This is a genomic window from Dietzia sp. UCD-THP, assembly GCF_000349585.1.
Taxonomy (GTDB): Bacteria; Actinomycetota; Actinomycetes; order Mycobacteriales; family Mycobacteriaceae; genus Dietzia; species Dietzia natronolimnaea_A.
Genome location: NZ_KB714668.1, coordinates 30,782 through 55,897, shown reverse-complemented (window position 1 = coordinate 55,897; position 25,116 = coordinate 30,782). Strand labels below are relative to the sequence as shown.

General features: G+C 71.4%; 28 protein-coding genes and 1 tRNA gene. 24 read left to right on the top strand and 5 right to left on the bottom strand.

The window, feature by feature from the left end; genetic code table 11:
• The first annotated feature begins 22 nt into the window (after positions 1 to 22).
• The 13 genes from H483_RS37430 (at position 23) to H483_RS37370 (ending at position 11,528) form a co-directional block, all read left to right on the top strand.
• Positions 23 to 547, top strand: coding sequence for an MSMEG_0572/Sll0783 family nitrogen starvation response protein (locus H483_RS37430; RefSeq protein WP_017838534.1), 525 nt, complete (start codon positions 23 to 25; stop codon positions 545 to 547).
• A 4-nt stretch (positions 548 to 551) separates the two neighbouring features.
• Positions 552 to 1,442 (top strand): carbon-nitrogen hydrolase family protein, encoded by an 891-nt coding sequence (locus tag H483_RS37425; RefSeq protein ID WP_017838533.1) that lies wholly within the window; start codon positions 552 to 554, stop codon positions 1,440 to 1,442.
• Entirely contained in the window at positions 1,435 to 1,731 is a 297-nt protein-coding gene (locus H483_RS37420) for an MSMEG_0570 family nitrogen starvation response protein (RefSeq protein WP_017838532.1), read from the top strand. The genes H483_RS37425 and H483_RS37420 overlap by 8 nt, the downstream gene beginning before the upstream one ends.
• Complete coding sequence (locus H483_RS37415) at positions 1,728 to 3,011, top strand: MSMEG_0569 family flavin-dependent oxidoreductase (protein WP_017838531.1); 1,284 nt, start codon at positions 1,728 to 1,730, stop codon at positions 3,009 to 3,011. Before H483_RS37420 ends, H483_RS37415 begins: the two co-directional genes overlap by 4 nt.
• Complete coding sequence (locus tag H483_RS37410) at positions 3,008 to 4,102, top strand: MSMEG_0568 family radical SAM protein (protein WP_017838530.1); 1,095 nt, start codon at positions 3,008 to 3,010, stop codon at positions 4,100 to 4,102. The genes H483_RS37415 and H483_RS37410 overlap by 4 nt, the downstream gene beginning before the upstream one ends.
• A 4-nt stretch (positions 4,103 to 4,106) precedes the next feature.
• Positions 4,107 to 5,585, top strand: a complete 1,479-nt coding sequence (locus H483_RS37405) for an MSMEG_0567/sll0787 family protein (RefSeq protein WP_017838529.1) — start codon at positions 4,107 to 4,109, stop codon at positions 5,583 to 5,585.
• Positions 5,585 to 6,466, top strand: coding sequence for a carbon-nitrogen hydrolase family protein (locus H483_RS37400; RefSeq protein ID WP_017838528.1), 882 nt, complete (start codon positions 5,585 to 5,587; stop codon positions 6,464 to 6,466). Before H483_RS37405 ends, H483_RS37400 begins: the two co-directional genes overlap by 1 nt.
• Positions 6,457 to 7,590 carry an MSMEG_0565 family glycosyltransferase gene (locus tag H483_RS37395; RefSeq protein ID WP_017838527.1) on the top strand — a complete coding sequence of 378 codons (1,134 nt, stop codon included), beginning with the start codon at positions 6,457 to 6,459 and terminating at the stop codon, positions 7,588 to 7,590. The genes H483_RS37400 and H483_RS37395 overlap by 10 nt, the downstream gene beginning before the upstream one ends.
• A gap of 23 nt (positions 7,591 to 7,613) precedes the next feature.
• Complete coding sequence (locus tag H483_RS37390; protein WP_017838526.1) at positions 7,614 to 8,312, top strand: vitamin K epoxide reductase family protein; 699 nt, start codon at positions 7,614 to 7,616, stop codon at positions 8,310 to 8,312.
• Between the two features lie 88 nt (positions 8,313 to 8,400).
• Positions 8,401 to 9,174, top strand: coding sequence for a glycosyltransferase family 2 protein (locus H483_RS37385; protein WP_017838525.1), 774 nt, complete (start codon positions 8,401 to 8,403; stop codon positions 9,172 to 9,174).
• Positions 9,171 to 10,187, top strand: a complete 1,017-nt coding sequence (locus H483_RS37380) for an acyl-CoA dehydrogenase family protein (RefSeq protein ID WP_017838524.1) — start codon at positions 9,171 to 9,173, stop codon at positions 10,185 to 10,187. The genes H483_RS37385 and H483_RS37380 overlap by 4 nt, the downstream gene beginning before the upstream one ends.
• A gap of 7 nt (positions 10,188 to 10,194) precedes the next feature.
• A complete protein-coding gene (locus tag H483_RS37375; RefSeq protein ID WP_042330387.1) occupies positions 10,195 to 10,965 on the top strand; it encodes a PIG-L deacetylase family protein in 771 nt (256 codons plus the stop codon).
• Positions 10,962 to 11,528, top strand: a complete 567-nt coding sequence (locus H483_RS37370; RefSeq protein ID WP_017838522.1) for a class I SAM-dependent methyltransferase — start codon at positions 10,962 to 10,964, stop codon at positions 11,526 to 11,528. Before H483_RS37375 ends, H483_RS37370 begins: the two co-directional genes overlap by 4 nt.
• Here the strand turns inward: H483_RS37370 and H483_RS37365 are convergent.
• The gene (locus tag H483_RS37365) at positions 11,470 to 12,162 is read right to left on the bottom strand and encodes a TetR/AcrR family transcriptional regulator (RefSeq protein ID WP_017838521.1); all 693 of its coding nucleotides are present in this window, start codon (positions 12,160 to 12,162) and stop codon (positions 11,470 to 11,472) included. The genes H483_RS37370 and H483_RS37365 overlap by 59 nt on opposite strands.
• Positions 12,163 to 12,278: 116 nt before the next feature.
• Here H483_RS37365 and H483_RS37360 point away from each other — a divergent pair, with 116 nt between their 5' ends.
• A complete protein-coding gene (locus tag H483_RS37360) occupies positions 12,279 to 12,851 on the top strand; it encodes a DUF308 domain-containing protein (protein ID WP_017838520.1) in 573 nt (190 codons plus the stop codon).
• A 26-nt stretch (positions 12,852 to 12,877) separates the two neighbouring features.
• Here H483_RS37360 and H483_RS37355 read toward each other — a convergent pair whose 3' ends face one another.
• Positions 12,878 to 13,549, bottom strand: a complete 672-nt coding sequence (locus tag H483_RS37355; RefSeq protein WP_017838519.1) for a TetR/AcrR family transcriptional regulator — start codon at positions 13,547 to 13,549, stop codon at positions 12,878 to 12,880.
• A 203-nt stretch (positions 13,550 to 13,752) separates the two neighbouring features.
• Here H483_RS37355 and H483_RS37350 point away from each other — a divergent pair.
• Positions 13,753 to 13,824 (top strand) — tRNA-Gln (locus tag H483_RS37350).
• 21 nt (positions 13,825 to 13,845) lie between these two features.
• Here the strand turns inward: H483_RS37350 and H483_RS39780 are convergent.
• Positions 13,846 to 14,004 (bottom strand): hypothetical protein, encoded by a 159-nt coding sequence (locus H483_RS39780; protein ID WP_017838518.1) that lies wholly within the window; start codon positions 14,002 to 14,004, stop codon positions 13,846 to 13,848.
• Positions 14,001 to 15,806 carry a thiamine pyrophosphate-requiring protein gene (locus tag H483_RS37345; RefSeq protein WP_017838517.1) on the bottom strand — a complete coding sequence of 602 codons (1,806 nt, stop codon included), beginning with the start codon at positions 15,804 to 15,806 and terminating at the stop codon, positions 14,001 to 14,003. Before H483_RS37345 ends, H483_RS39780 begins: the two co-directional genes overlap by 4 nt.
• Before the next feature lie 110 nt (positions 15,807 to 15,916).
• Here H483_RS37345 and H483_RS37340 point away from each other — a divergent pair, with 110 nt between their 5' ends.
• The 5 genes from H483_RS37340 to H483_RS37320 all read left to right on the top strand — a co-directional run bounded on the left by H483_RS37340 (position 15,917) and on the right by H483_RS37320 (position 20,366).
• Positions 15,917 to 16,528: a flavodoxin family protein gene (locus H483_RS37340; RefSeq protein ID WP_017838516.1), complete on the top strand. Its 612-nt coding sequence runs from the start codon at positions 15,917 to 15,919 to the stop codon at positions 16,526 to 16,528.
• Between the two features lie 123 nt (positions 16,529 to 16,651).
• Complete coding sequence (glmU, locus tag H483_RS37335) at positions 16,652 to 18,112, top strand: bifunctional UDP-N-acetylglucosamine diphosphorylase/glucosamine-1-phosphate N-acetyltransferase GlmU (protein WP_017838515.1); 1,461 nt, start codon at positions 16,652 to 16,654, stop codon at positions 18,110 to 18,112.
• 17 nt (positions 18,113 to 18,129) lie between these two features.
• On the top strand, positions 18,130 to 19,107 hold the full coding sequence (locus H483_RS37330; RefSeq protein ID WP_017838514.1) for a ribose-phosphate diphosphokinase: 978 nt from the start codon (positions 18,130 to 18,132) through the stop codon (positions 19,105 to 19,107).
• 1 nt (position 19,108) lies between these two features.
• Complete coding sequence (gene arsC / locus H483_RS37325; protein ID WP_017838513.1) at positions 19,109 to 19,468, top strand: arsenate reductase (glutaredoxin); 360 nt, start codon at positions 19,109 to 19,111, stop codon at positions 19,466 to 19,468.
• 253 nt (positions 19,469 to 19,721) lie between these two features.
• Positions 19,722 to 20,366, top strand: a complete 645-nt coding sequence (locus H483_RS37320) for a 50S ribosomal protein L25/general stress protein Ctc (protein ID WP_017838512.1) — start codon at positions 19,722 to 19,724, stop codon at positions 20,364 to 20,366.
• 81 nt (positions 20,367 to 20,447) lie between these two features.
• Here the strand turns inward: H483_RS37320 and H483_RS37315 are convergent, their stop codons facing one another.
• Positions 20,448 to 21,065, bottom strand: coding sequence for a LysE/ArgO family amino acid transporter (locus H483_RS37315; RefSeq protein WP_017838511.1), 618 nt, complete (start codon positions 21,063 to 21,065; stop codon positions 20,448 to 20,450).
• Between the two features lie 67 nt (positions 21,066 to 21,132).
• Between H483_RS37315 and H483_RS37310 the strand changes: the two genes are divergently transcribed.
• The 4 genes from H483_RS37310 to H483_RS37295 all read left to right on the top strand — a co-directional run bounded on the left by H483_RS37310 (position 21,133) and on the right by H483_RS37295 (position 24,989).
• Complete coding sequence (locus H483_RS37310; protein ID WP_017838510.1) at positions 21,133 to 22,029, top strand: LysR family transcriptional regulator ArgP; 897 nt, start codon at positions 21,133 to 21,135, stop codon at positions 22,027 to 22,029.
• Between the two features lie 34 nt (positions 22,030 to 22,063).
• Complete coding sequence (pth, locus tag H483_RS37305) at positions 22,064 to 22,702, top strand: aminoacyl-tRNA hydrolase (RefSeq protein ID WP_017838509.1); 639 nt, start codon at positions 22,064 to 22,066, stop codon at positions 22,700 to 22,702.
• Complete coding sequence (locus H483_RS37300; protein ID WP_017838508.1) at positions 22,699 to 23,193, top strand: DUF1990 family protein; 495 nt, start codon at positions 22,699 to 22,701, stop codon at positions 23,191 to 23,193. The genes pth and H483_RS37300 overlap by 4 nt, the downstream gene beginning before the upstream one ends.
• 122 nt (positions 23,194 to 23,315) lie before the next feature.
• Positions 23,316 to 24,989 (top strand): peptide chain release factor 3, encoded by a 1,674-nt coding sequence (locus tag H483_RS37295; RefSeq protein WP_017838507.1) that lies wholly within the window; start codon positions 23,316 to 23,318, stop codon positions 24,987 to 24,989.
• Positions 24,990 to 25,116: the final 127 nt, after the last annotated feature.

The following is a 25,116-nucleotide window of genomic DNA, read 5'->3' as shown; positions in this document are numbered from 1 at the left end:
CCCCGTCCCCGAGGAGCCCACAGTGCCCGAGTTCGACGCCGCCATCACCGAGAACATCGCCACCTCCCTCAAGGAGATCCCGCACCCGTCGCTGCCCAAGGGCGCGAGCATCTACGGCGGCACCAAGATCTTCCCGGACTACAAGGCCGAGGAGGGCGAGTCGTACTTCACCCTCGTGCACGGCATCGCCCACGAGTCGTCCGTCTCCTTCGTGGCCGTCCTCCAGGCCACCCGCGCCCTGCGCAAGGGGTTCGAGTCGGCCATCTACTTCTACGGCCCCGGCGCCATCAACTGCCTCGCCACCCGCGGATTCCCCACCACCGGGGACTCCGGCTTCCCCGGCGAGCAGAACATCAACGAGTCCCTCGAGGCGTTCATCTCCGAGGGCGGGACCGTGTTCTGCTGCCGCTTCGGGCTCGGCCTCCACGGCGGCCGCGAGGAGGACCTGATCGAGGGAGTGATCCCCGCACACCCGCTCGACGTGCAGGACGCCCTGATCCACTACGCCCGCAAGGGAGCCATCATCAACTCCACCTACATGGTCTGATGTCATGACCACCATCGGCTCGGTCGCGGCCAACTTCACCCGGGACCTCGAACAGAACTACCGGACCATCGCCCACTACGCGGAACTCGCCCGCGACCGCGGTGTCGACTTCCTGGTGTTCCCCGAGGCCGCCATCGGCGGCTATCTCTCCAGCCTCGGCAACCACGGGGACACCACCCGCACGGCCCGGTCGCTGCCGCCGGCGATCCGTCTCGACGGTCCGGAGATCGCGCGCGTCCAGGAGATCGTCGGAGACCTGGTGGTGGCAATCGGGTTCTGCGAGCTCGGCGCGGACGGGGTGAGCCGCTACAACGCCGCCGCCGTCCTCGACGGAACCTGCGTCTACGGCACCTACCGCAAGGTGCACCAGCCGCTGGGCGAGAACATGTCCTACGCCTCCGGCGGCGACTACCAGGTCTTCGACACCCCGGTCGGGCGGGTCGGCCTGCAGATCTGCTACGACAAGGCGTTCCCCGAGGCCGCGCGCGTCATGGCCCTGCAGGGCGCGGAGATCATCGCCTCCCTGTCCGCGTGGCCGGCGGCGCGCACGGCGACCGCGGCCAACCTGCAGGAGGACCGCTGGACCTACCGGTTCAACCTCTTCGACTCCGCCCGGGCGCTGGACAACCAGGTGTTCTGGGTGGCCTCCAACCAGGCGGGGACCTTCGGGTCGCTGCGGTACGTGGGCAACGCCAAGATCGTCGACCCCGGCGGGAACGTCCTGGCCACCACCACTCTCGACGAGGGTCTGGCCGTCGCCGAGGTCGACGTGGCGGGCACCTTCTCCGCGATGCGCGCCGGGATGTTCCACCTGCGCGATCGGCGCCCCGACGTCTACGGGCCGCTGGTCGAGGTGAGCGACCCGGTCGAGGAGAGGAGGCTCGCCAGTGCCTGAGATGAACTTCGCCGTCCGGTGGCCCGACGGCACGGTCCGGGACTACTACTCCCCCAGTCTGGTGATCCACGACCACCTCACGGTCGGCGAGCGTCTCAGCGTCACCGAGTTCCGCGCCCGGGCAACCGACGCCCTCACCGAGGCGGGCGAGCGGGTCCGCGCCCGCTACGGGTTCCTCTGCACCTCCGCCGCCGAGACCGCCGCGCAGGTGACCTCGGCGAGCCTGGCCCACCCCGGGGACGCCCTCGTCGAGGTGGTCGCCATGCACCCTCTCAAGGAGCACCCATGAGCCCCACACAGGTTTCCCCCGGCACCCACATCCCCGTGCTCGTCATCGGCGGCGGCCAGGCCGGTCTCTCGGTGAGCCACCACCTCGGCGCCGCGGGCGTCGAGCATCTGGTGGTGGAGAAGCAGACCGCCGTCCACGCCTGGGCCGACACCCGCTGGGACTCCTTCACGCTCGTCACGCCCAACTGGCACTGCCGACTCCCGGGCTACCACTATGAGGGGCCCGACCCCGACGGGTTCATGACCCGCGACCAGGTGGTGGAGTGGCTGCACGGCTGGCTGGAGACCTTCGACCCGCCGCTCGTCGAGCACACGGCCGCCACGCGGCTGCGCCGGACCGGCACCGGCTTCGAGGTGACCCTTGCGGGCCCGGTCGGAGAGCGGACGGTCACCGCGGACGAGGTGGTGGTGGCCACCGGCGGCTACCCGATCCCGGTGATCCCGCCCTACGCCTCGTTCCTCGACCCCGCCGTGGCGCAGCTGCACTCCGAGCAGTACCGCAACCCGGACCAGCTGGCCGAGGGCGCGGTCCTGGTGGTGGGCTCGGGCCAGTCCGGCGCGCAGATCGCCGAGGACCTGCACCTCGCCGGCCGCCGCGTCCACCTGGCGGTCGGCAACGCCCCGCGGGTCGCCCGGTTCTACCGGGGCCGGGACTGCATGACCTGGCTCGCGGACATGGGGCTCTACGACACCCCCGCCCAGCAGTACCCCGGCGGCAAGGCCGCGCAGGAGAAGACCAACCACTACGTCACCGGCCGCGACGGTGGACGGGACGTGGACCTGCGGCGCTTCGCCGCCGAGGGGATGCGCCTCTACGGCACGCTCACCTCCGGACGGGACTCTCAACTGCGCTTCGCCCCCACCCTGACCGACGCTCTGGATTCTGCGGACCGGGTGTACAACTCCATCTGCGCCGACATCGACCGGCACATCGACGCCCACGGGATCGACGCCCCGCCGCCGTCGAGGTACTCCCCGGTGTGGGCTCCCGAGGCCGACCCGACGTCGCTCGACCTGGCGGCCGAGGGGATCACCACCATCATCTGGGCCATCGGCTACCGGCCCGACTACCGGTGGATCGAGGCCAGCGCCTTCGACGGCGCGGGCCACCCCCTGCAGACCCGCGGTGTGACGGAGGTGCCCGGCCTGTCGTTCGTGGGCCTGCCCTGGATGCACACCTGGGGTTCCGGCCGGTTCCTCGGGATCGACCGCGATGCGAAGTACCTCGCCGACGGCATCATCGCCCGGCATCACGCCAGCCGAGAGGAACGGGCATCATGACCACCTCCACCACCGCCGCAGCCGCCACCACCGCGGGGGCCAACTCGACGCGGGTCGACCTGGCCCTGCTCGGCATCCGGGGCACCCCGCCCCTGCACCGCGACGGGGGCGCGGGACCCAGCGACGACGGGCATCTGGTCGTCTCCGGGCGCGACGCCGCGCTGCCCCGCAATCCCGACAGCCCCTTCGTCTTCGACGGCGACCGGGTCCTGCGCGACGGGGTGGACACCGGGCTCGAGATCTCCGCGATCGGCCGACCCCGCTTCTACGACCGCCGCACCGCGGACGGGGTGCCGTACGAGAAGATCGCGCGGCTCCACGGCCGGGACGTCCTGGCCACGACGGTGGTGCAGACCTGCATCCGCTACCGCCGCGACGAGCGCTGCCGGTTCTGCTCGATCGAGGAGTCACTGCGCGCGGGCACCACCGTGCCCGTCAAGCAGCCCGAGCAGCTGGCCGAGGTCGCCCGCGCCGCCGTGGACCTCGACGGGGTGCGGCAGATGGTCATGACCACGGGGACCTCCGCCGGCCGCGACCGCGGGGCGGCGCACCTGGCCCGCTGCGTCCGCGCCGTCAAGGCGGCGGTCCCGGAGCTGCCGATCCAGGTCCAGTGCGAACCGCCCGCCGACCTGGCGGTGCTGACCGACCTCCGCGAGGCCGGTGCGGACGCGATCGGCATCCACGTCGAGTCGCTCGACGACGACGCCCGCCGGCGGTGGATGCCCGGCAAGTCGACGGTCCCCCTGACCGAGTACCGGGCCGCGTGGAACGAGGCGGTCCGGGTGTTCGGACGCAACCAGGTCTCCACCTACCTGCTGGTCGGGCTCGGCGAGGACCCCGACGAGATGATCGCCGGCGCGCGGGAGCTCGCCGACTCGGGGGTCTATCCGTTCATCGTCCCGTATCGCCCCCAGGCGGGGACCCTCGCCGTCGACGTCGACGGGGCGCCCGCGCCCGATCACAGGCGGGTGGAGTACATCAGCCGCGAGGTGGGCGCGCACCTGCAGCGCCTGGGGATGGCCGGGTCGGACCAGCGTGCGGGTTGCGCGGCGTGCGGCGCGTGCAGCGTCCTGCAGTCGGTCGGCGGGTGAGTCGATGCTCGACCTCCGAGATCTCGCCGGCCCCGCGCTGACGGGTCCCGCCTCCACCGGCCGGACCCGCGCCGTGGAGTCCGTCCTGGGATCGGCCGCCGCGTCGATCCTCGCGGGGGGACACCGCGCGGAACCGGGCCCGGTGGTCAGGATCGCCGAGGACCCCGGGGTGCTGGCCGCCTACCACCGGCTCCGCCACGAGGAGTTCGTGCTCCGCCAGGGACTGTTCCCCCGCACCGACCTCGACGACGTCGACGACGACCCCCGCACCGTGGTGCTCGTCTCGGTCGCGCCGGACGGCACCGTCCTCGGAGGGGTCCGGATCGCCCCCTGCGCCGAGCCGGACATCGGATGGTGGGCCGGGAGCCGGCTGGTGGTGGCCGACACGGCCCACTCCGGTGGCATCGGCCCCGCGCTGATCCGCTCCGCCTGCGCGCACGTGGAGGCCCGCGGGGTACTGCGCTTCGACGCGGACGTCCAGGACCGCTACTGCCCGCTGTTCACCTCCCTCGGCTGGGTCGACACCGGGGCGGGACCGGTCATCTCCGGTCGCGCCCACCGCCGGATGCGATGGCCCGTCGACCGGATCCAGCGCCTCGCCGACACGACCAAGTCCCTGCTGTCCGGACTGCTGGCCCCGTTGGCCGATCAGCCCGGCGGACTCGGCGAGGCCGGCTTCCGCGGCGACGACGGCGCTCCGGTACCGGGTACCGATCTCGTGGCCGCGTGCGACGCGATCCTGCCCTCGATGGTCGAGCGCGACCCCGAGTGGGCCGGCTGGTGCTCGGTCCTGGTCAACCTCGGTGACCTCTCGGCCATGGGCGCCGACCCCGTGGGACTGCTCGACGCCGTCGCCGCCCCGACCCCCTCCCATCTCGAGCGGATCGTCAGGGGCGTGGCCGCCGCGGCGGCCGCCTGGCGGGTCCCCGTGCTCGGTGGCCACACGCAGGTCGGTGTCCCCTCGGCGCTGTCGGTGACCGCGCTGGGGCGCACCTCGCGGCCGGTGCCCGCCGGTGGGGGCCGCGCGGGCCACATCGTGTCCCTCACCGCGGACCTCGGTGGCTCGTGGCGGCCGGGATACCACGAGCGGCAGTGGGACTCCTCCAGCAGCCGGACCTCCGACGAGCTGCGCCTGCTCGCCGGGCACGTGGCACGGACCGCCCCCGCCGCCGCCAAGGACGTGAGCATGGCGGGGATCGTCGGCACGGCGGGGATGCTCGCGGAGGCCTCCGGGACGGGCGCCGAGTTCGACGTCGCGGCGATCCCCCGTCCTGCGGGCGCGAGCGTGGGCGCCTGGCTCACGTGTTTCCCCGGTTACGCCATGCTCACCGCCGACCGGGACCCGGCTCCCGCCCCCGCGGGCCCGGCGGTCACCGCGACCTGCGGGCACCTCACCGACGAGCCCGGCGTGCGACTGCGCTGGCCCGACGGAGAGGTCACCGTCGCCGTCGTCGGCACCGTGACGGGACTCGGTCCCGCCTGATGCGCGCGGTGACCCTGGGAGCGCTGGCGGGGAACTTCGGCCGGGACCTCCCGCGCTGCGTCGCCAAGGCCGTCGGCATCATCGACGCCGCGGCCCGCGACGGCGTGGAACTGCTCGTCTTTCCGCACGCGACCCTCGGCGGCTACCTCGGCGACCTTCGCGACCCCTCCCCCGCGACCCTCCCCCCGGCGCTCGACCCCGACGGTCCGGAACTCGCTGCCATCGCCGCCGCCGCGGGAGACATGACCGTGTGCATCGGCTACACCGAGGCCGGGGACGGCACGCGCTACAACACCGCCGTCTGCCTCACCGGCGACGGAGTCCTCGGCGTCCACCGCAAGGTGCATCAACCGGTCGACGAGGGCACCCGCTACGGCGCGGGTGACACGTTCCGTGCGTTCGACACCCCGGTCGGGCGCGTGGGGATGCTCATCGACTACGACAAGACGTTCCCCGAGTCGGCGCGGTCGCTCGCCCTCGACGGCGCGCAGGTGGTGGCCACCCTGTCGGCCTGGCCCGCCAGCGTGACCGACCGCGCCGCCCGACTGCCCGCGGACCGTCAGTCCCGGCTGTTCGACCTCTACGACTGCGCGCGGGCCGCCGAGAACCAGGTGTTCGTGGTGGCCTCCAACCAGACCGGCGTCATGGGCTCCCTGCGCTTCCTCGGCCAGGCCAAGGTCGTGGGGCCAGGGGGCGAAGTCCTGGCCGCCACCCGCTCCAAGGGCGGGCTCGCCCGGGTCGAGGTCGACATCGACACCGAACTCGCTCGCTCGAAGAGGGTCCTCGACCACCTCGCGGAGCGACGGCCCGAGACCTACACGACCGAACCACGCCGCGCGCCCTCACCTGCGCGACCGGGAGGCGAACCGACGTGCGGATAGCCCTGCTCACCTACTCGACCCGCCCCCGCGGGGGCGTGGTGCACACCCTGCACCTGGCCGAGGCCCTCGCCCGCGCCGGGCACCGCGTGACGGTGTACTCCCTGGCCCGCGGCGCGGACGCCGGCTTCTTCCGCGAGGTCGACCCCGCCGTCACCGTCCGCCTCGCACCGTTCCCCGACCGTCCCGGCGAGTCCGTCACCGACCGGATCGTGCGCTCGATCACCACCCTGCGGGAGTTCGTCGATGCGCACGGGTTCGACATCGTCCACGCCCAGGACTGCATCAGCGCCAACGCGGTCGGCCGGTGCATCCGCACCGTGCACCACCTCGACGACTTCACCACCCCCGTCCTGGTGGAGTGCCACGAGAAGGCCCTCACCACGCCCTATGCGCACGTGTGCGTGTCCGAGGCCGTCGCCGCCGAGGTCCGGTCGGGGTGGGGTCTGGCGCCCACGGTGATCCCCAACGGCGTGGACCACGCGCGCTTCGCCGAGGCCGCCGGCCCGGGGTCGGCCGCCGTCGCCGATCGCGAACGGTGGCGCCGTACGCTCGGCCCGTACGTCCTGGCGGTGGGAGGCATCGAGCCGCGCAAGGGCAGCATCGACCTCCTGGAGTCGTTCGCGCTGCTGCGACGGAGGCGTCCGGATCTCTCGCTCGTCTTTGCCGGCGGGGAGACCCTGTTCGACTACCGCGACTACCGCGCCCACTTCGACCAGCGGTGCGACGAGCTGGGGATACAGCCCGTGGTCCTGGGCACGGTGCCTGAGGGCGAGTTGCCGGGCCTCGTCGCGGCCTGCGACGTCTTCGCCTTCCCCTCCACCAAGGAGGGCTTCGGGTTGGCCGCGATGGAGGCGCTCGCCGCAGGGCGTCCGGTAGTCGCCCGCGACCTGCCGATCCTCCGGGAGGTCTTCGGCCCCTGCGTCGACTACGCCGGATCGGTCCCGGAACTCGCGGACCGGCTGGAGTCCGCGCTGTCCGCCGATCCCGCGCGGGCCGGGGCCGGCAGCGCTCTGGCGGCCTCGCTCACCTGGGACGCGGCGGCCGCGGCGCACCTCGAGTTCTACGCCGACCACTCCGGCGGCCACCTCGGGCAGCCGCCACCGGCGCAGGTGAACGCCGACTGATCGGCCATCGGTACGCTGGCCGCATGCGCGAGACCCCAGACGCCCCGCACGACGACCCCGCGGGCGCCCCCGCCGAGCCGGTGACGATCGCCCCCTCGACGACCACCGACGTCGACGTCCAGCCCGGCCCCGTCTCGCGTGTGTTCACCGACCGGTGGATGGGCGTCCTGCTCACCGTGGGGTCGATCGTCGCCCTGGTGGCGTCGTTCCAGCTCAGCCTGGACAAGATCCGGCTCCTGGAGAACCCGGACTACATGCCGGCCTGCAACTTCTCGATCCTCATGAGCTGCAAGAGCGTCATCAACTCCGAGCAGGGCGCGGTCTTCGGCTTTCCCAACCCCTTCATCGGACTGGTGGGGTACGCGCTGCTCATCGCGATCGGCGTCGCCGCGGCCTCGGGCGTCCGCTTCCCGCGCTGGTACTGGGTGGGCGCGCTCCTCGGGCTGACGTTCGCCGCCGGGATGGTGCACTGGCTGGCGTACCAGTCCATCTTCTCCATCCAGGTGCTGTGCCCCTGGTGCATGGTCGTGTGGGCCATGACCATCCCGATGTTCTGGTACACCCTGCTCCACGTGCTGGCCAAGCTCACAGGTGCCGGCTGGGTCCGGGCGCTCCAGCGGTGGCACCTCGTCCCCGTGGTCGTATGGTTCCTGGCAGTGGCCGCGATCATCCTCTGGGCGTTCTGGGACTTCTACTGGGCGGATTTCTTCGCCAACCTCTGACCGGGGCGCCACGTGGAGTTCTGAACCCGTCGGCCGGACCGCGGCACCTCCGCCGCCCGCACCACCCGTGCGACCCGAAGGGAACCCGATGCGCTTCGTGGGAATCGACGTGGTGATCCCGGTCCACGACGAGCAGGACCTGCTCCCCGGGTGTCTGGACTCGCTCGAGGCCTGCGCCGCCCTCACCCCGGTACCGGTGACGGTGACGGTGGTTCTCGATACCTGCACCGATGCCTCCGAGGCCGTGGCGTGCGGACGGGCCCGAATCGTGAGGAGCGACGCCCGCAACGTCGGCGCGGCGCGGGCTGTGGGGTTCGACTCGCTCGCCCCCTTCACGCCGTCGTCCGGTGAGCGGTGGTACGCCACCACCGACGCGGACTCCCGCGTCCCGGCCACGTGGCTGACCGACCAGGTGGCGTGTGCGCTCGACGGCGCCGACGTGGTGGCGGGACTGGTGGAGGTGACCGACTGGTCCGAGTGGAGCCGGGGCACCCGCGTGCGCTACCTCGAGGACTACCGGTCGGGTTCGGACCACCGTCACATCCATGGCGCGAACATCGGCATCTCGGCCCGCACCTACCGTGACCTGGGTGGTTTCGCACCTCTGCCGGTCCACGAGGACGTGGAGCTGGTGCATCGCGCCGAGGCCGCCGGGATGTCGATCGCCTGGTCCACCGCGGCGCCGGTGACCACCTCCGCCCGGCGGCAGTCCCGCACCCCGGGTGGTTTCTCCGGCCACCTGGCCCTCACCGAGCTGGCCCTCAGCGAGCTGGACCTCACCGGACTCGAGCACCCCGAGCCGGACCACCCCGCTCCCGCTCGCACCGGGGCGGATCACTTCCGGACCGGGGTCGCCCCGTGAGTTCGTCCGATCGCCCCGGGGGCGCCGACCTCGCCCGGCAGTGGGTGAGCTCGGGGCGCGCCGTCCTGCCCCTGCCCGGCCACGGGGACACCCGCGCCCGCTGGTCCGGGCTCACCGACATGTGCGCCCGTGACGTCTCGGCCGGCCGCCTGGTCGAGGCCCACGCCGACGCCGACGCGATCCTCGCCGAGATCGAGGGCACCCGCGTCGCGCCCGGCGAGTTCTGGGGCGTGTGGGCCGCCGAACCGCCGACGCCGCGTGTCACCGCCCGGCGTTCCCCAGGTGGTGCGGGATCCGGAGTCGGTGCGGGTGGCTGGGTGCTCGACGGGGTCAAGGCCTGGTGCTCCGGAGCGGCGGTGTGCACGCACGCCCTGGTCACGGCCCGCGACGACGACGAACCGCGGTTGTTCGCCGTGGACCTGCGCCATCCGGGTGTGTCGGCCCGGACGGGCGGCTGGGCCAACCCGGGGATGGCGGGGACCGGCACCACTGCGGTGGAGTTCCGGGACGTGCCCGCGCGCGCGGTCGGCGCCCGCGGTTCGTACCTCGACCGTCCCGGATTCTGGCACGGGGGTATCGGCGTGGCGGCCTGCTGGCTGGGGGCCGGGATGGCCGTGGCCCGACCACTCGTGGCCCGCTCGAGCAGACCCGACGCCGACGAGCACGCGCTGGCCCACCTCGGCGCGGTCGACGTGTCGCTCGGCGGGGCGGGCTGGGCGCTCGACGCCGCGGCGCGTGAGATCGATGTCGCCGGCCCGGCCGCTGTCACCGACCCCGACCTCGTCGCGGCCCGCCACCGGGCCGTCCGCGTGCGGGCGATCGTGGAGGCCGCGGTCGACGACACCATCCGACGGGTCGGCCGCGCGCTGGGCGCCGGACCGCTCGCGATGGACCCGCGCCACGCGCAGGCCGTGCTCGACGCGACCGTCTACATCCGGCAGTTCCACGCCGAGCGCGATCTGGCCGGCCTCGGCCGCACCGCCCGGACACACGGCGGCTGGGCCCGTGGGTGAGGGCCCGGTGAGCGAACCCGAGGGCTGGGCGGGCATCGGTCCCGGCGACCGCGGCACCCCCGCCACCGAGTGGTCCCGGTGGCTGGCCGGACGAGTTCCCGATCCGGTGTTCCCCATCCCGGGTCGGTGCCGACGGCTCGTCGTCGTCGCTCCCCATCCCGACGACGAGATCCTCGGCGTCGGGGTCACGGCCTCCAGGTTCGCAGCCGCGGGGGTCGACGTCACGGTGGTGGCGGTGACCGACGGCGATGCCTCCCACCCCGACTCCCCCACTCTCTCCCCGCATCGGCTGGCCGAGCTGAGGGTCGAGGAGAGCCGGACGGCGTGCTCGCTTCTCGGGCTGCCCGGGCCCGTCAGACTGGGGCTGCCGGACGGGAAGGTCCGCGAGCATCTCGACCACCTCACAGGCGCCGTCACCGGGATCGTCGACGACGGGGGCCCCGGAACGCTGGTCCTGGCGACGTGGCGCGGGGACGGTCATCCCGATCACGAGGCCGTCGGTCAGGCGGCCGCCGACGCCTGCGCCGCCACCGGGGCCGGGCTGGTCGAGTACCCGGTGTGGACCTGGCACTGGGCCGCGCCCGGTGATCCCCGGGTGCCATGGGGGCGTCGTCGCCGGGTGGTGCTCACCGATGCCGAACTGGAGGCGAAGCGGGACGCCGTCTCGCGGTTCGTCACCCAGGTCGCGCCGCTGTCCGAATCGCCGGGCGACGAGGCGATCCTGCCCGACTGGATCCTCGAACGTCTGGTCACGCGAGAGGAGACGGTGTTCTGGTGAGCACTCCCGGCCACTACTTCGAATCGATGTACGCGGACTCCTCAGATCCCTGGGACTTCGCGACCGCCTGGTACGAACTACGCCGCTACGGGCTGGTGGTGGCGTCACTGCCCGAGCAGCGGTACCGGGTGTGCTTCGAGCCGGCGTGTTCGGTGGGCGTCCTCACCGAGATGTTGGCCGCACGCTGCGACGAGGTCCACGCGGTGGACGTGGTCGACACCGCCGCCGAACAGGCCCGCACGCGCCTCGCCGATGCCGGCCTGGACCACGCCCACGTCCGCACCGCCGACGCGCTCGACCCGTGGCCGCGCGCCAGCTGCGACCTGCTGGTCCTCTCGGAGTTCCTCTACTACACCCCGGAGGATGAGCTCGACGGGCTCATCACCGACCTGCTCCGGCTGGCCGAGCCCGGCGGGACGGTGGTGGCCTGTCACTGGCTCGGTCGATCCTCCGATCACGCCTGTACCGGCGAGCAGGTCCACGCCGCACTCGAGCGCAGCACCCTCACCCTTCTCGCCCACCACCGCGAGAAGGACTTCCTCCTCCAGACCTTCCGCCGCTGACCCCGCTCTCCGCCTGTTCGACCAGGTGCACGATCGCGCTCGCGTGCAGCCTGAACAGCGCGGCCACGTCGGCGTTCCCGGTCAGCGACGCGAGGAAGATCCCGTCCCCCCCGGCCAGAGCATAGGTGGCCACCAGCATCGCGTCCGCCGGCGACAACGCCGGCCTCACCTGCTGCAGCTCAGCCGCGATCCGCTCGATCGCCTCCCCCCGCAGCCGAAGATAGATCTCCCTCGCCACCGGCTCAACGGGACGCCGTTCCAACGCGAGCATCAGCACCAGCCGCAGGAAATCCGGTGACTCCGTGAACGTCCGGGCCACACCCAGGCACAGCTCCGTCACGCGCTGGGCCAGCGCCTCCCCCTCCCCTCTGGTCACCTGACCGAGCCACAGCTCGACGCTCTCCTCCACCACCGCAGCCAGGAGCGCATCCTTATCCGCGAAATGCCAGTAGATCGAGCTCGCGGGCAGCCCACTGACCTCGCTCACCCGCGCGATGCTCGTCCCCTCGTAACCGCGTTCCCCCGCGACCGCCGCGGCGGCCTCGACGATCCTCCGCCGGGATTCGCGGCCCCTCGCCCGCGTGCGCCTGGTCCCGCCCTGCGACTCGCGTCCCTGCGACGCGCGTTCCACCATCCGACCTCCCCGGTCTTGTGTCCAGCACCTCATTGCTCGGGCACCACCCGTGACTTACTGTAGTGATCACTACAGTACCGCGGTGGCGAGAATCCGCCGCCCGAAAGGTGGAAGACATGATCGAGACCCTCACCCGCACCTGGTGGGTTCAACTGATCCGCGGAGCGCTCGCACTCGCGCTGGGTGCCACCGCGCTCGCGGCCCCCGGTTCCGGTTCCGGCGCCGGGATGACGCTCGCGGTGTTCCTGGTGGCCGCGTTCGCGGTCGGCGACGGAGCGATGACCGCCACGACGGCCCTGGCGTTGCCGGCCGACCACCGGGGCCGGGGCGCTCTGCTCGCCACCGGCGCCGGCATGATCGTGCTCGGGATGGCCGTTCTCCTGTGGCCCGGGCTGTCCACGACCGCGCTCACCGTTCTGTTCGCCGCCTGGCTCGTGGCCTCCGGAGCGCTTGTCGCCTACGGCGCGCGCACCCTGCGTCGTCAGATCCCGGACTCGTGGATCATGGCAACGCTGGGGGTGGTGCTCATCGCACTCGGCGTCGGCATCGGCGCCTTCGGCCCCTCGGCGATCGGCACGTTCGTCACCTTCGCCGGCTGGTTCGGACTGGCTGTAGGCGCCGCGATGGTGGCCGTCGCGTTCCGCCTGCGGGCCGATCTCGAACGGCTCCCCGCACCGGCGATCGCCTGAGAGGCGTCGTCGGCCGGGGCCCGGCGCTACGGCCGGCCCGGCCCGGGGCGCATGTCACGACCCACCAGCGAGCCCTCCGGGTTGCTCGGCCCGGTGTACTTGTCCCGCACCTCGGCCTCGAGGGTCGGCCGCGGGTCCAGGTGGGAGAGCCCGTTGAAACACAGGTTGACGATGTGTGCGGCCACCTCCTCCTTGGGTGGGGTGCGCACGTCGAGCCACCACTGCGCCGTGCCGGAGACCATGCCGACCAGCGCCTGCGCGTACACGCTCGCGGTGACGGGGTCGAACCCGCGGTTCACGAACTCCTCTTCGAGGATGTACGTCACGCTCGCCGTCGCGTCGTTGAGCAGGGTCGAGTACGAGCCACCGGGGGCGATCGACGACTCGCGTACCAGGATGCGGAAACCGTCTGTCCGTTCCTCGACATAGCGCAGCAGCGCCATGGCGGCGCGCTCGATGCGCCTGCGCGACCCCTCCCCTTGGAGTGACTCGGTGATCTCGGCACCCAGATACGCCAACTCGCGGTCGCACACCACGGCGTAGAGCCCCTCCTTGCCGCCGAAGTGCTCGTAGACCACCGGCTTGGAGACTCCCGCCACGGCGGCGATCTCCTCGACCGTCGCGGAATCGTAGCCGTACTCGGCGAAGATCCGGCGGCCCACCTCGACCAGCTGCTGCCGTCGTTTGGCGGCACTCATCCTGGTCCTCGGCGCCGGAATGCCCTCGCCCGTCATCATCAACCCCTTCGCGACAGTCCCCCAAGACTAGTCGGCCCCCCACCCACTCTCCGGGTACCGCCCCCGCCCCGGTGGGACCGGACGGGCGTGCACCGGTGCGACCAGGTGCGCGCCAGCGGGCGGCGTGAGGTGTGCCAGACTGTTACCGACCCGGACAGGGTCGTTCCCCCGTGGTGTAATCGGCAACACTTCTGATTTTGGTTCAGACATTCCAGGTTCGAGTCCTGGCGGGGGAGCCGCCGACTACCGCGCGATCCTCAGCCCATCCCGCCGGACATCACGAGCGCCAGGATGAGCACCAGGATCGCCGCGATCGCCAGGACGGCGAGCAGGGGCTGACGGCGGTTGCGCGGGGTGCGGACCTCCTCTCCCTGACGGGTGACGGACTGCGGGTCGGGCTCGTTGATCCCGGTCATGTGAACCTCTCCTCTTCGATTCGGGCGTACTCCTCCAGCAGTACCAACCCGTGGTGTCCTTCGTCGCCCTCTGCCCGGAGTCCCTCGCGCATCGAGCTCAGCATCTCCCGACCGTGGGGGAACGGGGGCAGCAGCGGGATGTCCGGATCGGCGACCGCCTCGATCACCGTGGGCCGGTCCGCCGTGAAGGCCTCCTCCAGCGCCGCGTCGAGCTGCCGACCGTCCTCGACGCGGACGCCCCGCAGGCCCAGGAGCCGGGCGTAGCCGGCCATGTCGAACGCCGGGACGTCCTGTGACGGCGCGAACCGCGGGGCCGACTCTGTCTCCCGCTGCTCCCAGCTCACCTCCGCCAGGTCGCCGTTGCACAGCACCACCACGACCATCGTGGGGTCCGACCACCCCGGCCACGCCTCGGAGACGGTGATCAACTCGTTGATCCCCAGCATCTGCACGGCCCCGTCACCCGCCAGCACCACGACCGGCCGGCCCGGGGCGGTGGCCTTGGCGGCGATCGCGTACGGGATGCCGCAGCCCATCGACGCCAGCGTGGACGACAGGTGAGCCGGGACCGAGGTGGGTAGGTCCATCTGCCGGACGTAGTGGTACACCGAACTGCCCACGTCCACGGCGAGCCGGGAGTCGTGCGGCATGTGACGGCACAGCCGACGGGCCACCAACTCCGGGTTCAGTCCCCGGGCCGGGACCTCGGCGCGCTCGCGGGAGATCTCCCGCCACTGCCCGACCCACGTCTCCACATCTCCGCGCCACGCCGACCGGTCGCGCACGCCCACGCGCTCGGTCAGGGCACGCAACGCCGCGGCCGAGTCCCCGACCAGCCCCACCTCGACCGGGTAGCGGTTTGCCAGGTGCGAGGGGTCGAGGTCGATCTGGACGGCCCGCGCCTGCCCAGGCCGGGGGTAGAACTCGGTCCAGGGATCGTTCGATCCGACGATCAAGAGGGTGTCGCAGTTCTGCAGGATGCGGGCGCTCGCCGTCGTCCCCAGGTGCCCCATCGTCCCACCCACCAAGGGGTGGGACTCGTCGACGTACGGCTTGCCCAGCAAACTCATCGTCACGCCGGCGTCCAGCCGTTCGGCCAGATCCATCAGCTCCTGCCGCGCCCCGGCCATGCCGCGCCCGGCCAGGATCGCCACGCGCTCCCCCGCGTCCAGCACCTCGACCGCGCGGGCGACGTCGTCCTCACGCGGAGAAACCACTCCGTGCGTCCACTCGGGCGCGGTCACGACGACCCCGTGTTCCTGACCGTCGTCCCCGGCCAGCTCGGGCGCCGGCGCGGTCTGCACGTCATGGGGGATGACGACGACGACCGGGGTCCGGTGCGTCAGAGCGGAGCGGAAGGCACGGTCGATCACCATGGGCAGCTGCTCCGCCGCGACGACGGTCTGCATGAAGGGGCCGGCTACGTCGGCGAACACACTGCTCAGGTCGATCTCCTGCTGGTAGTCCGAGCCGAGCGCGCTGGTGTGCTGCTGCGCCACCAACGCCACCACCGGGACGCTGTCCAGCTTGGCGTCGTACAGGCCGTTGATCAGATGCGCGGCGCCCGGGCCCTGCGTCGAGGTGACCACCCCCACGCCGCCCGAGTACTTGCCCTCGGCCACCGCCATGAACGCCGCCGACTCCTCGTGCCGCGCCCGCATGAACCTCGGTGCCACGTCGGACCGTTGCAGCGCGCCGAGCAGGGGGTTGTTGCCGTCCCCGGCGTACCCGTAGATCCGTTCCACATCCCAGGCGACCAGTCGTTCGACGACGAGGTCGGCCACCGTCTTGTCGTCAGTCATGCGTGTCCCCCCTCCGCTGGACGGCCTGATTGGTGGGCCCCACCGTAGGGGCCGCTCCGACCGACCTCCACCGGTTGTCCTCGGGATTCGCGCCTCCTACCGTGCCCGTCATGGACACCTCACTGAAGGCAGTCGCGCTGGTGTGTTCGCTCAAGGCGTCACCGGCCGAGTCGAGCAGCGACCTCATCGCCCGTCAGGTACTCGACGAGTTGGCGACCCACGGGATCGACGGCGAGACCGTGCGGGTGGCCGACTACGACGTGCGTCCCGGAGTGGAGGACGACATGGGGGACGGCGACCAGTGGCCGCAGATCCTGGAGAAGATCACGGCCGCCGACGTGCTGGTGCTCGCGACCCCGACCTGGGTGGGGCACATGTCGAGCATCGCCCAGCGGGTCCTCGAGCGCCTCGACGCCCAGTTGTCGGCGACCGACGAGCAGGGACGACCCGCGATGTTCGGCAAGGTCGCCGTATCGGCCGTGGTCGGCAACGAGGACGGCGCGCACAAGATCGTGGCCGACACGTTCCAGGGCCTCAACGACATCGGGTTCACGATCCCGGCGCAGGGGTGCACGTACTGGAACAACGAGGCCATGAACCCCAAGGACTACGCGGACCTCGAGGAGACACCGTCCGCGGTCTCCTCGACCATCGCCACCTTGTCCGCCAACGCCGCCCATCTGGCGCGACTCCTGCGCGCGGAGCAGTACCCGCCGGTCTGAGCAGATCCCCTGTACGGTGCGGGTCGCGCCCGACCCGGTCCTCCCGTCCGGAGACACCCCTTATCCTTGCCGGGACGAAGCCACGCCCGCCAGCGCGGAACTCACCCCGCCCGAGGAGACTTGATGACCACACCCGACTCCGACCGCTCGCAGACAGCAGTCATCGTCCTGGCCGCCGGATCCGGTACCCGGATGAAGAGCTCGACCCCCAAGATGCTGCACCGGGTGTGCGGCCGGACCATGCTCGGTCACGCGCTGCACGCCGCCGCCGGAATCCGTCCGGAGCAGATCATCGTGGTGGTGGGGCACCAGCGTGAGCAGGTCGGGGCCGCGGTGGACGAGCTCGCCGTGGACCTGGGGGTGCCGGTGACCACCGCGGTACAGCACCAGCAGAACGGGACGGGCGACGCGGTGGCCGCCGGCATGGCGGCGCTACCCGCCGACTTCTCGGGGACAGTGCTGGTCACCACCTCGGACATCCCGCTGTTGGACGCCGACACCCTGCGCGAGGTGGTCGCGCGCCACGACCTGCGTCCGCGGGCGGCGGTGACCGTCCTGACCTCCACGGCGCCGGACCCCACGGGGTACGGACGGATCGTGCGGAACGACGACGGCGAGGTGCTGCGGATCGTCGAGCACAAGGACGCCTCGGACGACGAGCGGGCGATCGACGAGGTCAACTCCGGCATCTACGCTTTCGACGCCCGCGTGCTGCGCGAGAAGTTGGGTGAGCTGAGCACCGACAACTCGCAGGGCGAGCTGTACCTCACCGACGTCATCCAGCTCGCCCGTCAGTCCAACGGGCTCATCCGCGGACACCGCATCGAGGACGCCGACCTGGTGGCCGGGGTCAACGACCGCGTGCAGCTGGCCGCGCTCTCGGCCGAGATGAACCGCCGCCTGTGCCAGGAGGCCATGCGGGCGGGTGCGACGATCATCGATCCGGGAACCACCTGGGTGGACATGGGCGTGCGCATCGGTCGGGACGTGACCATCCTTCCGGGCACCCACCTCACCGGCTCCACGGTGATCGGCGACGGCGCGACCATCGGGCCGGACACCACGCTCCGGGACACCACGGTGGGCGAGGGCGCGACCATCGTGCGGACCCACGCCGTCAGCGCGAGCGTCGGGGCCGGAGCCGAGGTCGGTCCGTTCGCGTACCTGCGTCCGGAGGCCGAGCTGGGAGAGCGCAGCAAGATCGGCACCTTCGTGGAGGTCAAGAAGTCCTCGATCGGGGCGCACACCAAGGTCCCGCACCTGACCTATGTGGGCGACGCACAGATCGGCGAGCACACCAATATCGGGGCATCGAGCGTCTTCGTCAATTACGACGGGGTTAACAAGAACCGTACAGTGATCGGCGATCACTGCCGTACCGGTTCGGACACCATGTTCATCGCGCCGGTGACCGTCGGAGACGGGGCCTATTCTGGCGCGGGTACCGTGATCAAGAACGACGTCCCGCCCGGGGCCCTGGCGGTGTCGGGCGGACGACAGCGGAATATCGACGACTGGGTGATCCAGAACCGACCGGATTCCGGTTCGGCCGAGGCCGCCCTACGTAGCCGGAACGACTCCTAGAAGGACGGACTCACCGAGTGAGCGAGTGGATCGACAACCAGAAGAACCTGATGTTTTTCGCGGGGCGTGCGCACCCCGAACTCTCGGATCAGGTCGCCGCCGAGCTGGGGGTCGAGGTCACTCCCCAGACCGCCCGCGACTTCGCCAACGGGGAGATCTTCGTCCGCTTCGAGCAGTCGGTCCGCGGTTGCGACGCGTTCGTGCTGCAGAGCTGCCCCGCGCCGCTGAACAAGTGGATCATGGAGCAGCTCATCATGATCGACGCCCTCAAGCGGGGTAGCGCCAAGCGGATCACCGCCGTGTTGCCGTTCTACCCGTACGCGCGCCAGGACAAGAAGCACCGCGGGCGCGAGCCCATCTCGGCCCGCCTGGTCGCCGACCTGCTCAAGACGGCGGGCGCCGACAGGATCATCACGGTCGACCTGCACACCGACCAGACCCAGGGATTCTTCGACGGCCCCGTCGACCACATGCACGCCCAGGGTCAGTTGTCGGACTACGTGCGTGAGCACTACGGCACGGACAACATCTGCGTGGTCTCCCCCGACGCCGGCCGCGTCAAGGTGGGCGAGAAGTGGGCCGATGCGCTCGACGGCGCTCCCCTGGCCTTCGTGCACAAGACCCGCGACCCCAACGTGCCCAACCAGGTCAAGTCCAACCGCGTCGTCGGAGACGTCGAGGGTCGCACCTGCGTGCTGATGGACGACATGATCGACACCGGCGGCACCATCGCCGGCGCGGTCAAGGTCCTCAAGGACGCCGGCGCCGGCGACGTGATCATCGCCTGCACGCACGGCGTCTTCTCCGACCCTGCCGCCGAGCGGCTGGCCTCGTGCGGGGCCAAGGAGGTCATCACCACCGACACCCTGCCCATCCCGCCGGAGAAGCGGTTCGACAACCTCACGGTGCTGTCCATCGCGCCACTGCTGGCCCGGACCATCCACGAGGTCTTCGAGAACGGCTCGGTGACCAGCCTGTTCAACGGGAACGCCTGACGTGTCCACGGACGCCGCGGACAGCGCCACCATCTACCACAACCCGCGCTGTTCCAAGTCCCGGCAGGCGCTGGAGTTGCTCCGCGATCGGGGCGTCGAGCCGACCGTGGTCAGGTACCTCGACACCCCACCCACGGTCGACGAGCTGCGCACACTGATCACCGACGCCGGGCTGACCGTCCGGCAGGCCGTGCGGGTCAAGGAGTCCGAATTCACCGAGCTCGGCCTGCTCGAGGCCTCGGACGAGGCGCTGCTCGAGGCGATGGTGGCGCACCCCCGGCTCATCGAGCGGCCCTTCGTCGTCACCGGCAAGGGCACGCGCCTGGCGCGGCCCACCTCCGTTGTCGAGGAGATCCTCTGACGGGTCCGCGACCCGGCGTGATGCGTCGACCCGGCCTCGCCCGCGTCACGGCGCGATTTGGGGGCCGGGCACGGCGCCGCTAGGCTTATCGGGTCATCTCGGCGAGGGAGGGCCCCGCACTCGGGCCACTCCGTTATCGACGCGATCATTGTCGGTGTGGTCCCGGTGGGCCGCCCCGGGCGATCGTCTCGGTCGCCGGGGAGAACGCCTCCAGACGAGCGCGCGAGCGCTCCCCACCGACAGAAGGATCACCATGGCCAACGAGGTCAACAAGCTCAAGACCACCATCCGCAGCGAGTTCGGCAAGGGTTCGGCCCGCCGCGCCCGTCGCGCGGGCCAGGTCCCCGCGGTGCTCTACGGTCACCACACTGAGCCGCGCCACCTCCTCCTCGACACGCTCGAGTTCGCCGCGGTCCTCCGTGCCCACGGCACCAACTCGCTGCTCACCCTGGACATCGAGGGCGAGGAGCAGCTCGCGCTGCCCAAGCAGATCGACGTGCACCCGCTGACCCGCGTCATCGAGCACACCGACCTCCTCGTCGTGCGCAAGGGCGAGAAGGTGACCGTCGAGATCCCCGTCTCGCTCACGGGAGAGGCGGCCCCCGGCACCCTCGTCACGCAGGACGCCGACGTCATCGAGGTGGAGGTCGACGCCACCGAGATCCCCGAGGGCTTCGAGATCTCGGTCGAGGACGCCGAGGCCGGGACCCAGATCACCGCCTCGGAGATCGCCCTGCCCTCCGCAGCCACTCTCGTATCCGACCCCGAGCTGCTGATCGTCAACATCATCGAGGCGCCCTCCGAGGCCGACCTCGAGGCCGAGGAGGAAGAGGCGCCCGAGGGCGAGGCCGCCGAGGACGCCGCCCAGGAGGCCGAGCAGGCGGGCGAGGAGTCCTGATCTCCCGCGGCGAGGCCTGACCTGCCGCGCCCCCGCCCCGGGCCCGGTTCGACCACCGTGTCGGACCGGGCCCGCGGTCGTTCAGCCGCGGATGAGGCCGACGGCCAGGACCACCATCATCACGGCGATCCCCGCGTCCAGCACCCGCCACGCCCCGGGCCGGGCGAACACTCCGCGCAGGGCCCTGCCCCCGAAGCCGATCAACGCGAACCACGCCGTGCCGGCGAGGAACGCACCGGCCGCGAACACCCAGCGGAGATCCCCTGCCTGCTGGTTGGCGAGAGTCCCCAGGAAGACAACGCTGTCGAGATAGGCGTGGGGGTTGAGCCAGGTGAACGCCGCGCACGCCGCCACCGCGCCCAGGGTCGAGGGGATCCGAGTGTCACCGTCCACCTGCAGTCCGCCGCCGGGGCGTAGGGCGCGGGATGCGGCAAAGGCGCCGTAGGCCAGCAGGAACACCACTCCGAACCACTTCATCACCGTGATGGCACCCGGCGCGGACTCGACCAGCGCCCCGACCCCGGCCACGCCGAGCAGGATCAGGATGGCCTCGGACAGGACGCAGAAGATCACGATCGGGACCATCGCCACGTCGCCCCGGATCGAGCGTTGGAGGACGTAGGCGTTCTGCGCGCCGACGGCGGCGATGAGCCCGAGGCCCATGCCGGCGCCCATGAGGAGCGTGGAGGTGGTGGTCACGGCCCCACGCTAGGGCTGCGGTATCTGTAGCGCCACTACAGTTCCTTGGCTAGCATTAGATCTACTTATGCACGCACTTCACCTGGACCAGCTGCGCACCCTCGTGGCCGTCGTCGACCTCGGCTCGTTCGACGCTGCCGCCGCCCACCTTCACGTCACGCAGTCCGCGGTGTCCCAGCGGATCCGGGCGCTGGAGGACTCGGCCGGCCGCATCCTGGTCCGCCGGGACCGTCCGATCACAGCGACGGACTCCGGCGAGACGGTGCTCCGGACCGCGCGGCAGATGCTCCACCTGGAGGCCTCCCTGTCCCGCGAGTTCGACGGGGCGGGCAGCCCGGCAGAGCATGTGGTCCTGGCGGTGGCGTGCAACTCCGATTCGCTGGCCACCTGGTTCCTCGACGCCATGACCGAGGTCCACGCCTCGGGCCAGGTGGTCTTTGACCTCCGCCGCGAGGACGAGTCATTGTCCTCCCAGCTCCTCCGCCGAGGCGAGGTGATGGCGTCGGTGACCAGCGAGTCCCGGGCCGTCCAGGGATGCCGGTCACTCCCGCTGGGGTCGATGCGGTACCTCGCGTGCGCCAGTCCCGGGTTCGTGGCCCGGCACCTGCGCGACGGTTCGCCCACGACCGCACTGGGCAGGGCCCCCATCGTCGACTTCGATCGCACCGACGCCCACCAGAACCACCACTACCGACGATTGGCCCGCCGCGAACCGACCGGACCCCGTCACTTCGTGCCGAGTTCGCACGACCACGTCCGTGCCATCGCCGCCGGGTTGGGCTGGGGCCTGGTGCCCGAGCGACTGGCCACACCGTGGCTGGTCTCCGGTGAGCTCACCGAGGTCTCCCCCGACCGCCCTCTCGACGTCCCACTGTTCTGGCAGCACTGGAGACTCCAGTCCCCCGACCTCGACGCCCTGACCGCCGCGGTGCTCGAGACGGCCCGGTCCGAGCTGCAGGCCTGACGGCGCGAGCAGCGACCGACGGGACCGCCAACCGATGGGAGCGCTGCCCGACCCTGTCTGGGACCATGAGTCCGTGAGTACCGCTGACGCCCCCGGACCCAGGCTCGTCGTGGGCCTGGCCAACCCCGGTCCCGACTACGAGGGCACCCGCCACAACATCGGCTGGGACGTGCTGGTCGAGCTCGCCTCCCGCGCCCTGCCCGTGCCCGCGAGCTTCTCCACACACAAGCGGACCAACTGCGAGGTCGCCCAGACGCGGTTGGCCGACCAGTCCGTGATCCTGGCCCGCCCGCGCAGCTACATGAACCTGTCCGGGGGGCCCGTGGCCGCGGTGGCGAAGTACTTCTCCGTCGCCCCCACCGAGGTGATCGTGGTGCACGACGAGATCGACATCGACTTCGGCCAGGTCCGGCTCAAGCGTGGCGGAGGCGAGGGCGGGCACAACGGCCTGCGCTCGGTCACCAGCGCTCTCGGCACCCGCGACTACCTCCGCGTCCGCGCGGGGGTCGGCCGGCCTCCGGGTCGCATGGCGGTGGCGGACTACGTCCTCAAGCGTTTCTCCAAGCTCGAGCAACCCGACGTGCCGTTCCTGGTGCAGGATGCCGCCGACGCCGTCGAGCTTCTGCTCAGGCACGGACTGGAGACCGCCCAGAACCAGGTCCATACCGCGTGAGCCGCCCCCGGCGGTTCCAACGCGCCGCCGTTCTGGGCTCCGGGGCCGACCTCGTCGACCGCGCGAGCCGCGCACTGATCAACTGGGATATGCATCGCCGCGCCGGCCTCGTCGTCGTCACCGAGGGTCCCGCAACGGTCGGCCGCACCGTCACGCTCCGTCCGCGCACCGGACCAGGGGCGTGGCTCAGGATCGCGGCACCGTGCGAGGTCACGTCGGTGATCGACAGCCCGACCGCCCGCGGCTTCACCTACCGCGCGCTGCCCGGCCACCCCGAGGACGGCTGGGAGTCTTTCCTGGTCGAGCGCGACCCCGTCACCGACGTCGTGCGCCTGCGGATCGAGGCCGAATCCGCCCACGCCACCCTGCTCGCGAAGTGGGGCGCGCCGGTCGCCCGCTGCGAGCAGAACCGGCTCACCCGCCGCTACCTCGCCGCTCTCGTGGACCGTCCCGGTGCACCTCGCCCGGAGGGCGATCACCGCCCCGTGTGACCTCGCCTTTCCTGCACGCTCACCGACCCCGGGCGGTGCACTGGCGGATTGGGTGCTCGACCGTGGGCGGACGTACCCTGGGATGACGACGGCGAGGGCCGCCGGAGCACCGAGGAGGACGCGTGACCGAGACCGCCGAGCACACCGGGACCACCGGACGGCCGGCCGGTCCGGATGCGTCCGGCCACGTCGCGTCCGAGGTGTCCCGCCGCCGGACCTTCGCGGTGATCGCCCATCCGGACGCCGGCAAGTCCACGCTCACCGAGGCGCTGGCGCTGCACGCGCGCGTCATCACCGAGGCCGGAGCAGTCCACGGCAAGTCCGGTCGCCGCGCCACCGTGTCGGACTGGATGGAGATGGAGAAGGCCCGCGGCATCTCCGTCAGCTCCACCGCGCTGCAGTTCACCTACAAACCCTCCGGGTCCGCCGAGGACGACGAGCCCTACGTCATCAACCTCGTCGACACCCCCGGCCACGCCGACTTCTCCGAGGACACCTACCGCGTCCTGACCGCCGTCGACGCGGCGGTGATGCTCATCGACGCCGCCAAGGGCCTCGAGCCACAAACGCTCAAACTGTTCCGCGTGTGTAAGCACAACGGGCTGCCCATCATCACGGTGATCAACAAGTGGGACCGGCCGGGGCAGGCGCCACTGGAGCTGCTGGACGAGATCACCGAGCAGATCGGCCTGGTGCCGACCCCGCTGTTCATGCCGGTCGGCATCGCGGGCGACTACCGGGGGTTGCTCCGCCGCGGCCCCGACGGTGCGCCCGAGGAGTACATCCACTTCACCCGCACCGCCGGTGGATCGACCATCGCCCCGGAGGAGCACTACGACCCGGACACCGCCGCCCAGCGGGAGGGCGAGGTGTGGGAGACGGCCGTCGAGGAATCCGAACTGCTCTCCGCCATGGGGCAGGACCACGACCAGGAGCTCTACCTGGCCGGCGAGACGAGCCCGGTGATCTTCGCCTCCGCGATGCTCAACTTCGGTGTGCACCAGATCCTGGACGCGCTGGTCGAGCTGGCCCCGCCGCCGCACGCGTGGGAGACCGTGACCGGTGCACCCCGGGAGACCTCGGATCCGTTCTCCGCGGTGGTGTTCAAGGTCCAGGCCGGCATGGACGCCGCGCACCGCGACCGGCTCGCGTTCATGCGCGTGGTCTCCGGCGAGTTCGAGCGCGGGATGGTGGTCACCCACGCCCAGTCCTCTAAACCGTTCACCACCAAGTACGCCCTGACCGTGTTCGGCCGCGACCGCACGACCGTCGAGACCGCCTACCCGGGCGACGTGGTGGGCCTGGTCAACGCCACCGCCCTGGCACCCGGTGACACCCTCTACACCGGTAAGAAAGTGCAGTTCCCGCCGATCCCCCAGTTCGCACCCGAGCACTTCGCCGTCGTGCGCGCGCAGTCGCTGGGCAAGTACAAGCAGTTCCGCAAGGCCATCGACCAGCTGGCCGCGGAGGGCGTGGTGCAGATTCTGCGCAACGACACGCGTGGCGATGCCAACCCCGTCATGGCGGCGGTCGGGCCGATGCAGTTCGAGGTCGTCACCGCCCGCATGAAGGCCGAGTTCAACGTCGAGGTGGTCGTCGACACCCTGCCGTACTCCATCGCCCGCCGCACTGACTCCGCCTCCGCCGACGAGCTCGGCCGGCAGCGCGGTGTGGAGGTGTTCCAGCGCACCGACGGTGAACTTCTGGCCCTGTTCGGCGACAAGTGGCGCCTGCAGTACATCAGCAAGGAGATGGAGCACCTCACCATCGAACCGCTGGTCGCGGACACCAACTGACGCTTCCGCCACACCCGCCCCACCGGGCCGGGGCGTGCTCTGAACAACTGTCCAGAAATCTCCCGGAACGGGCCTTGCCTCGGCCACACCTTAGTTAATCTCCCTTTCACGCCGACGCCCCCGCCGA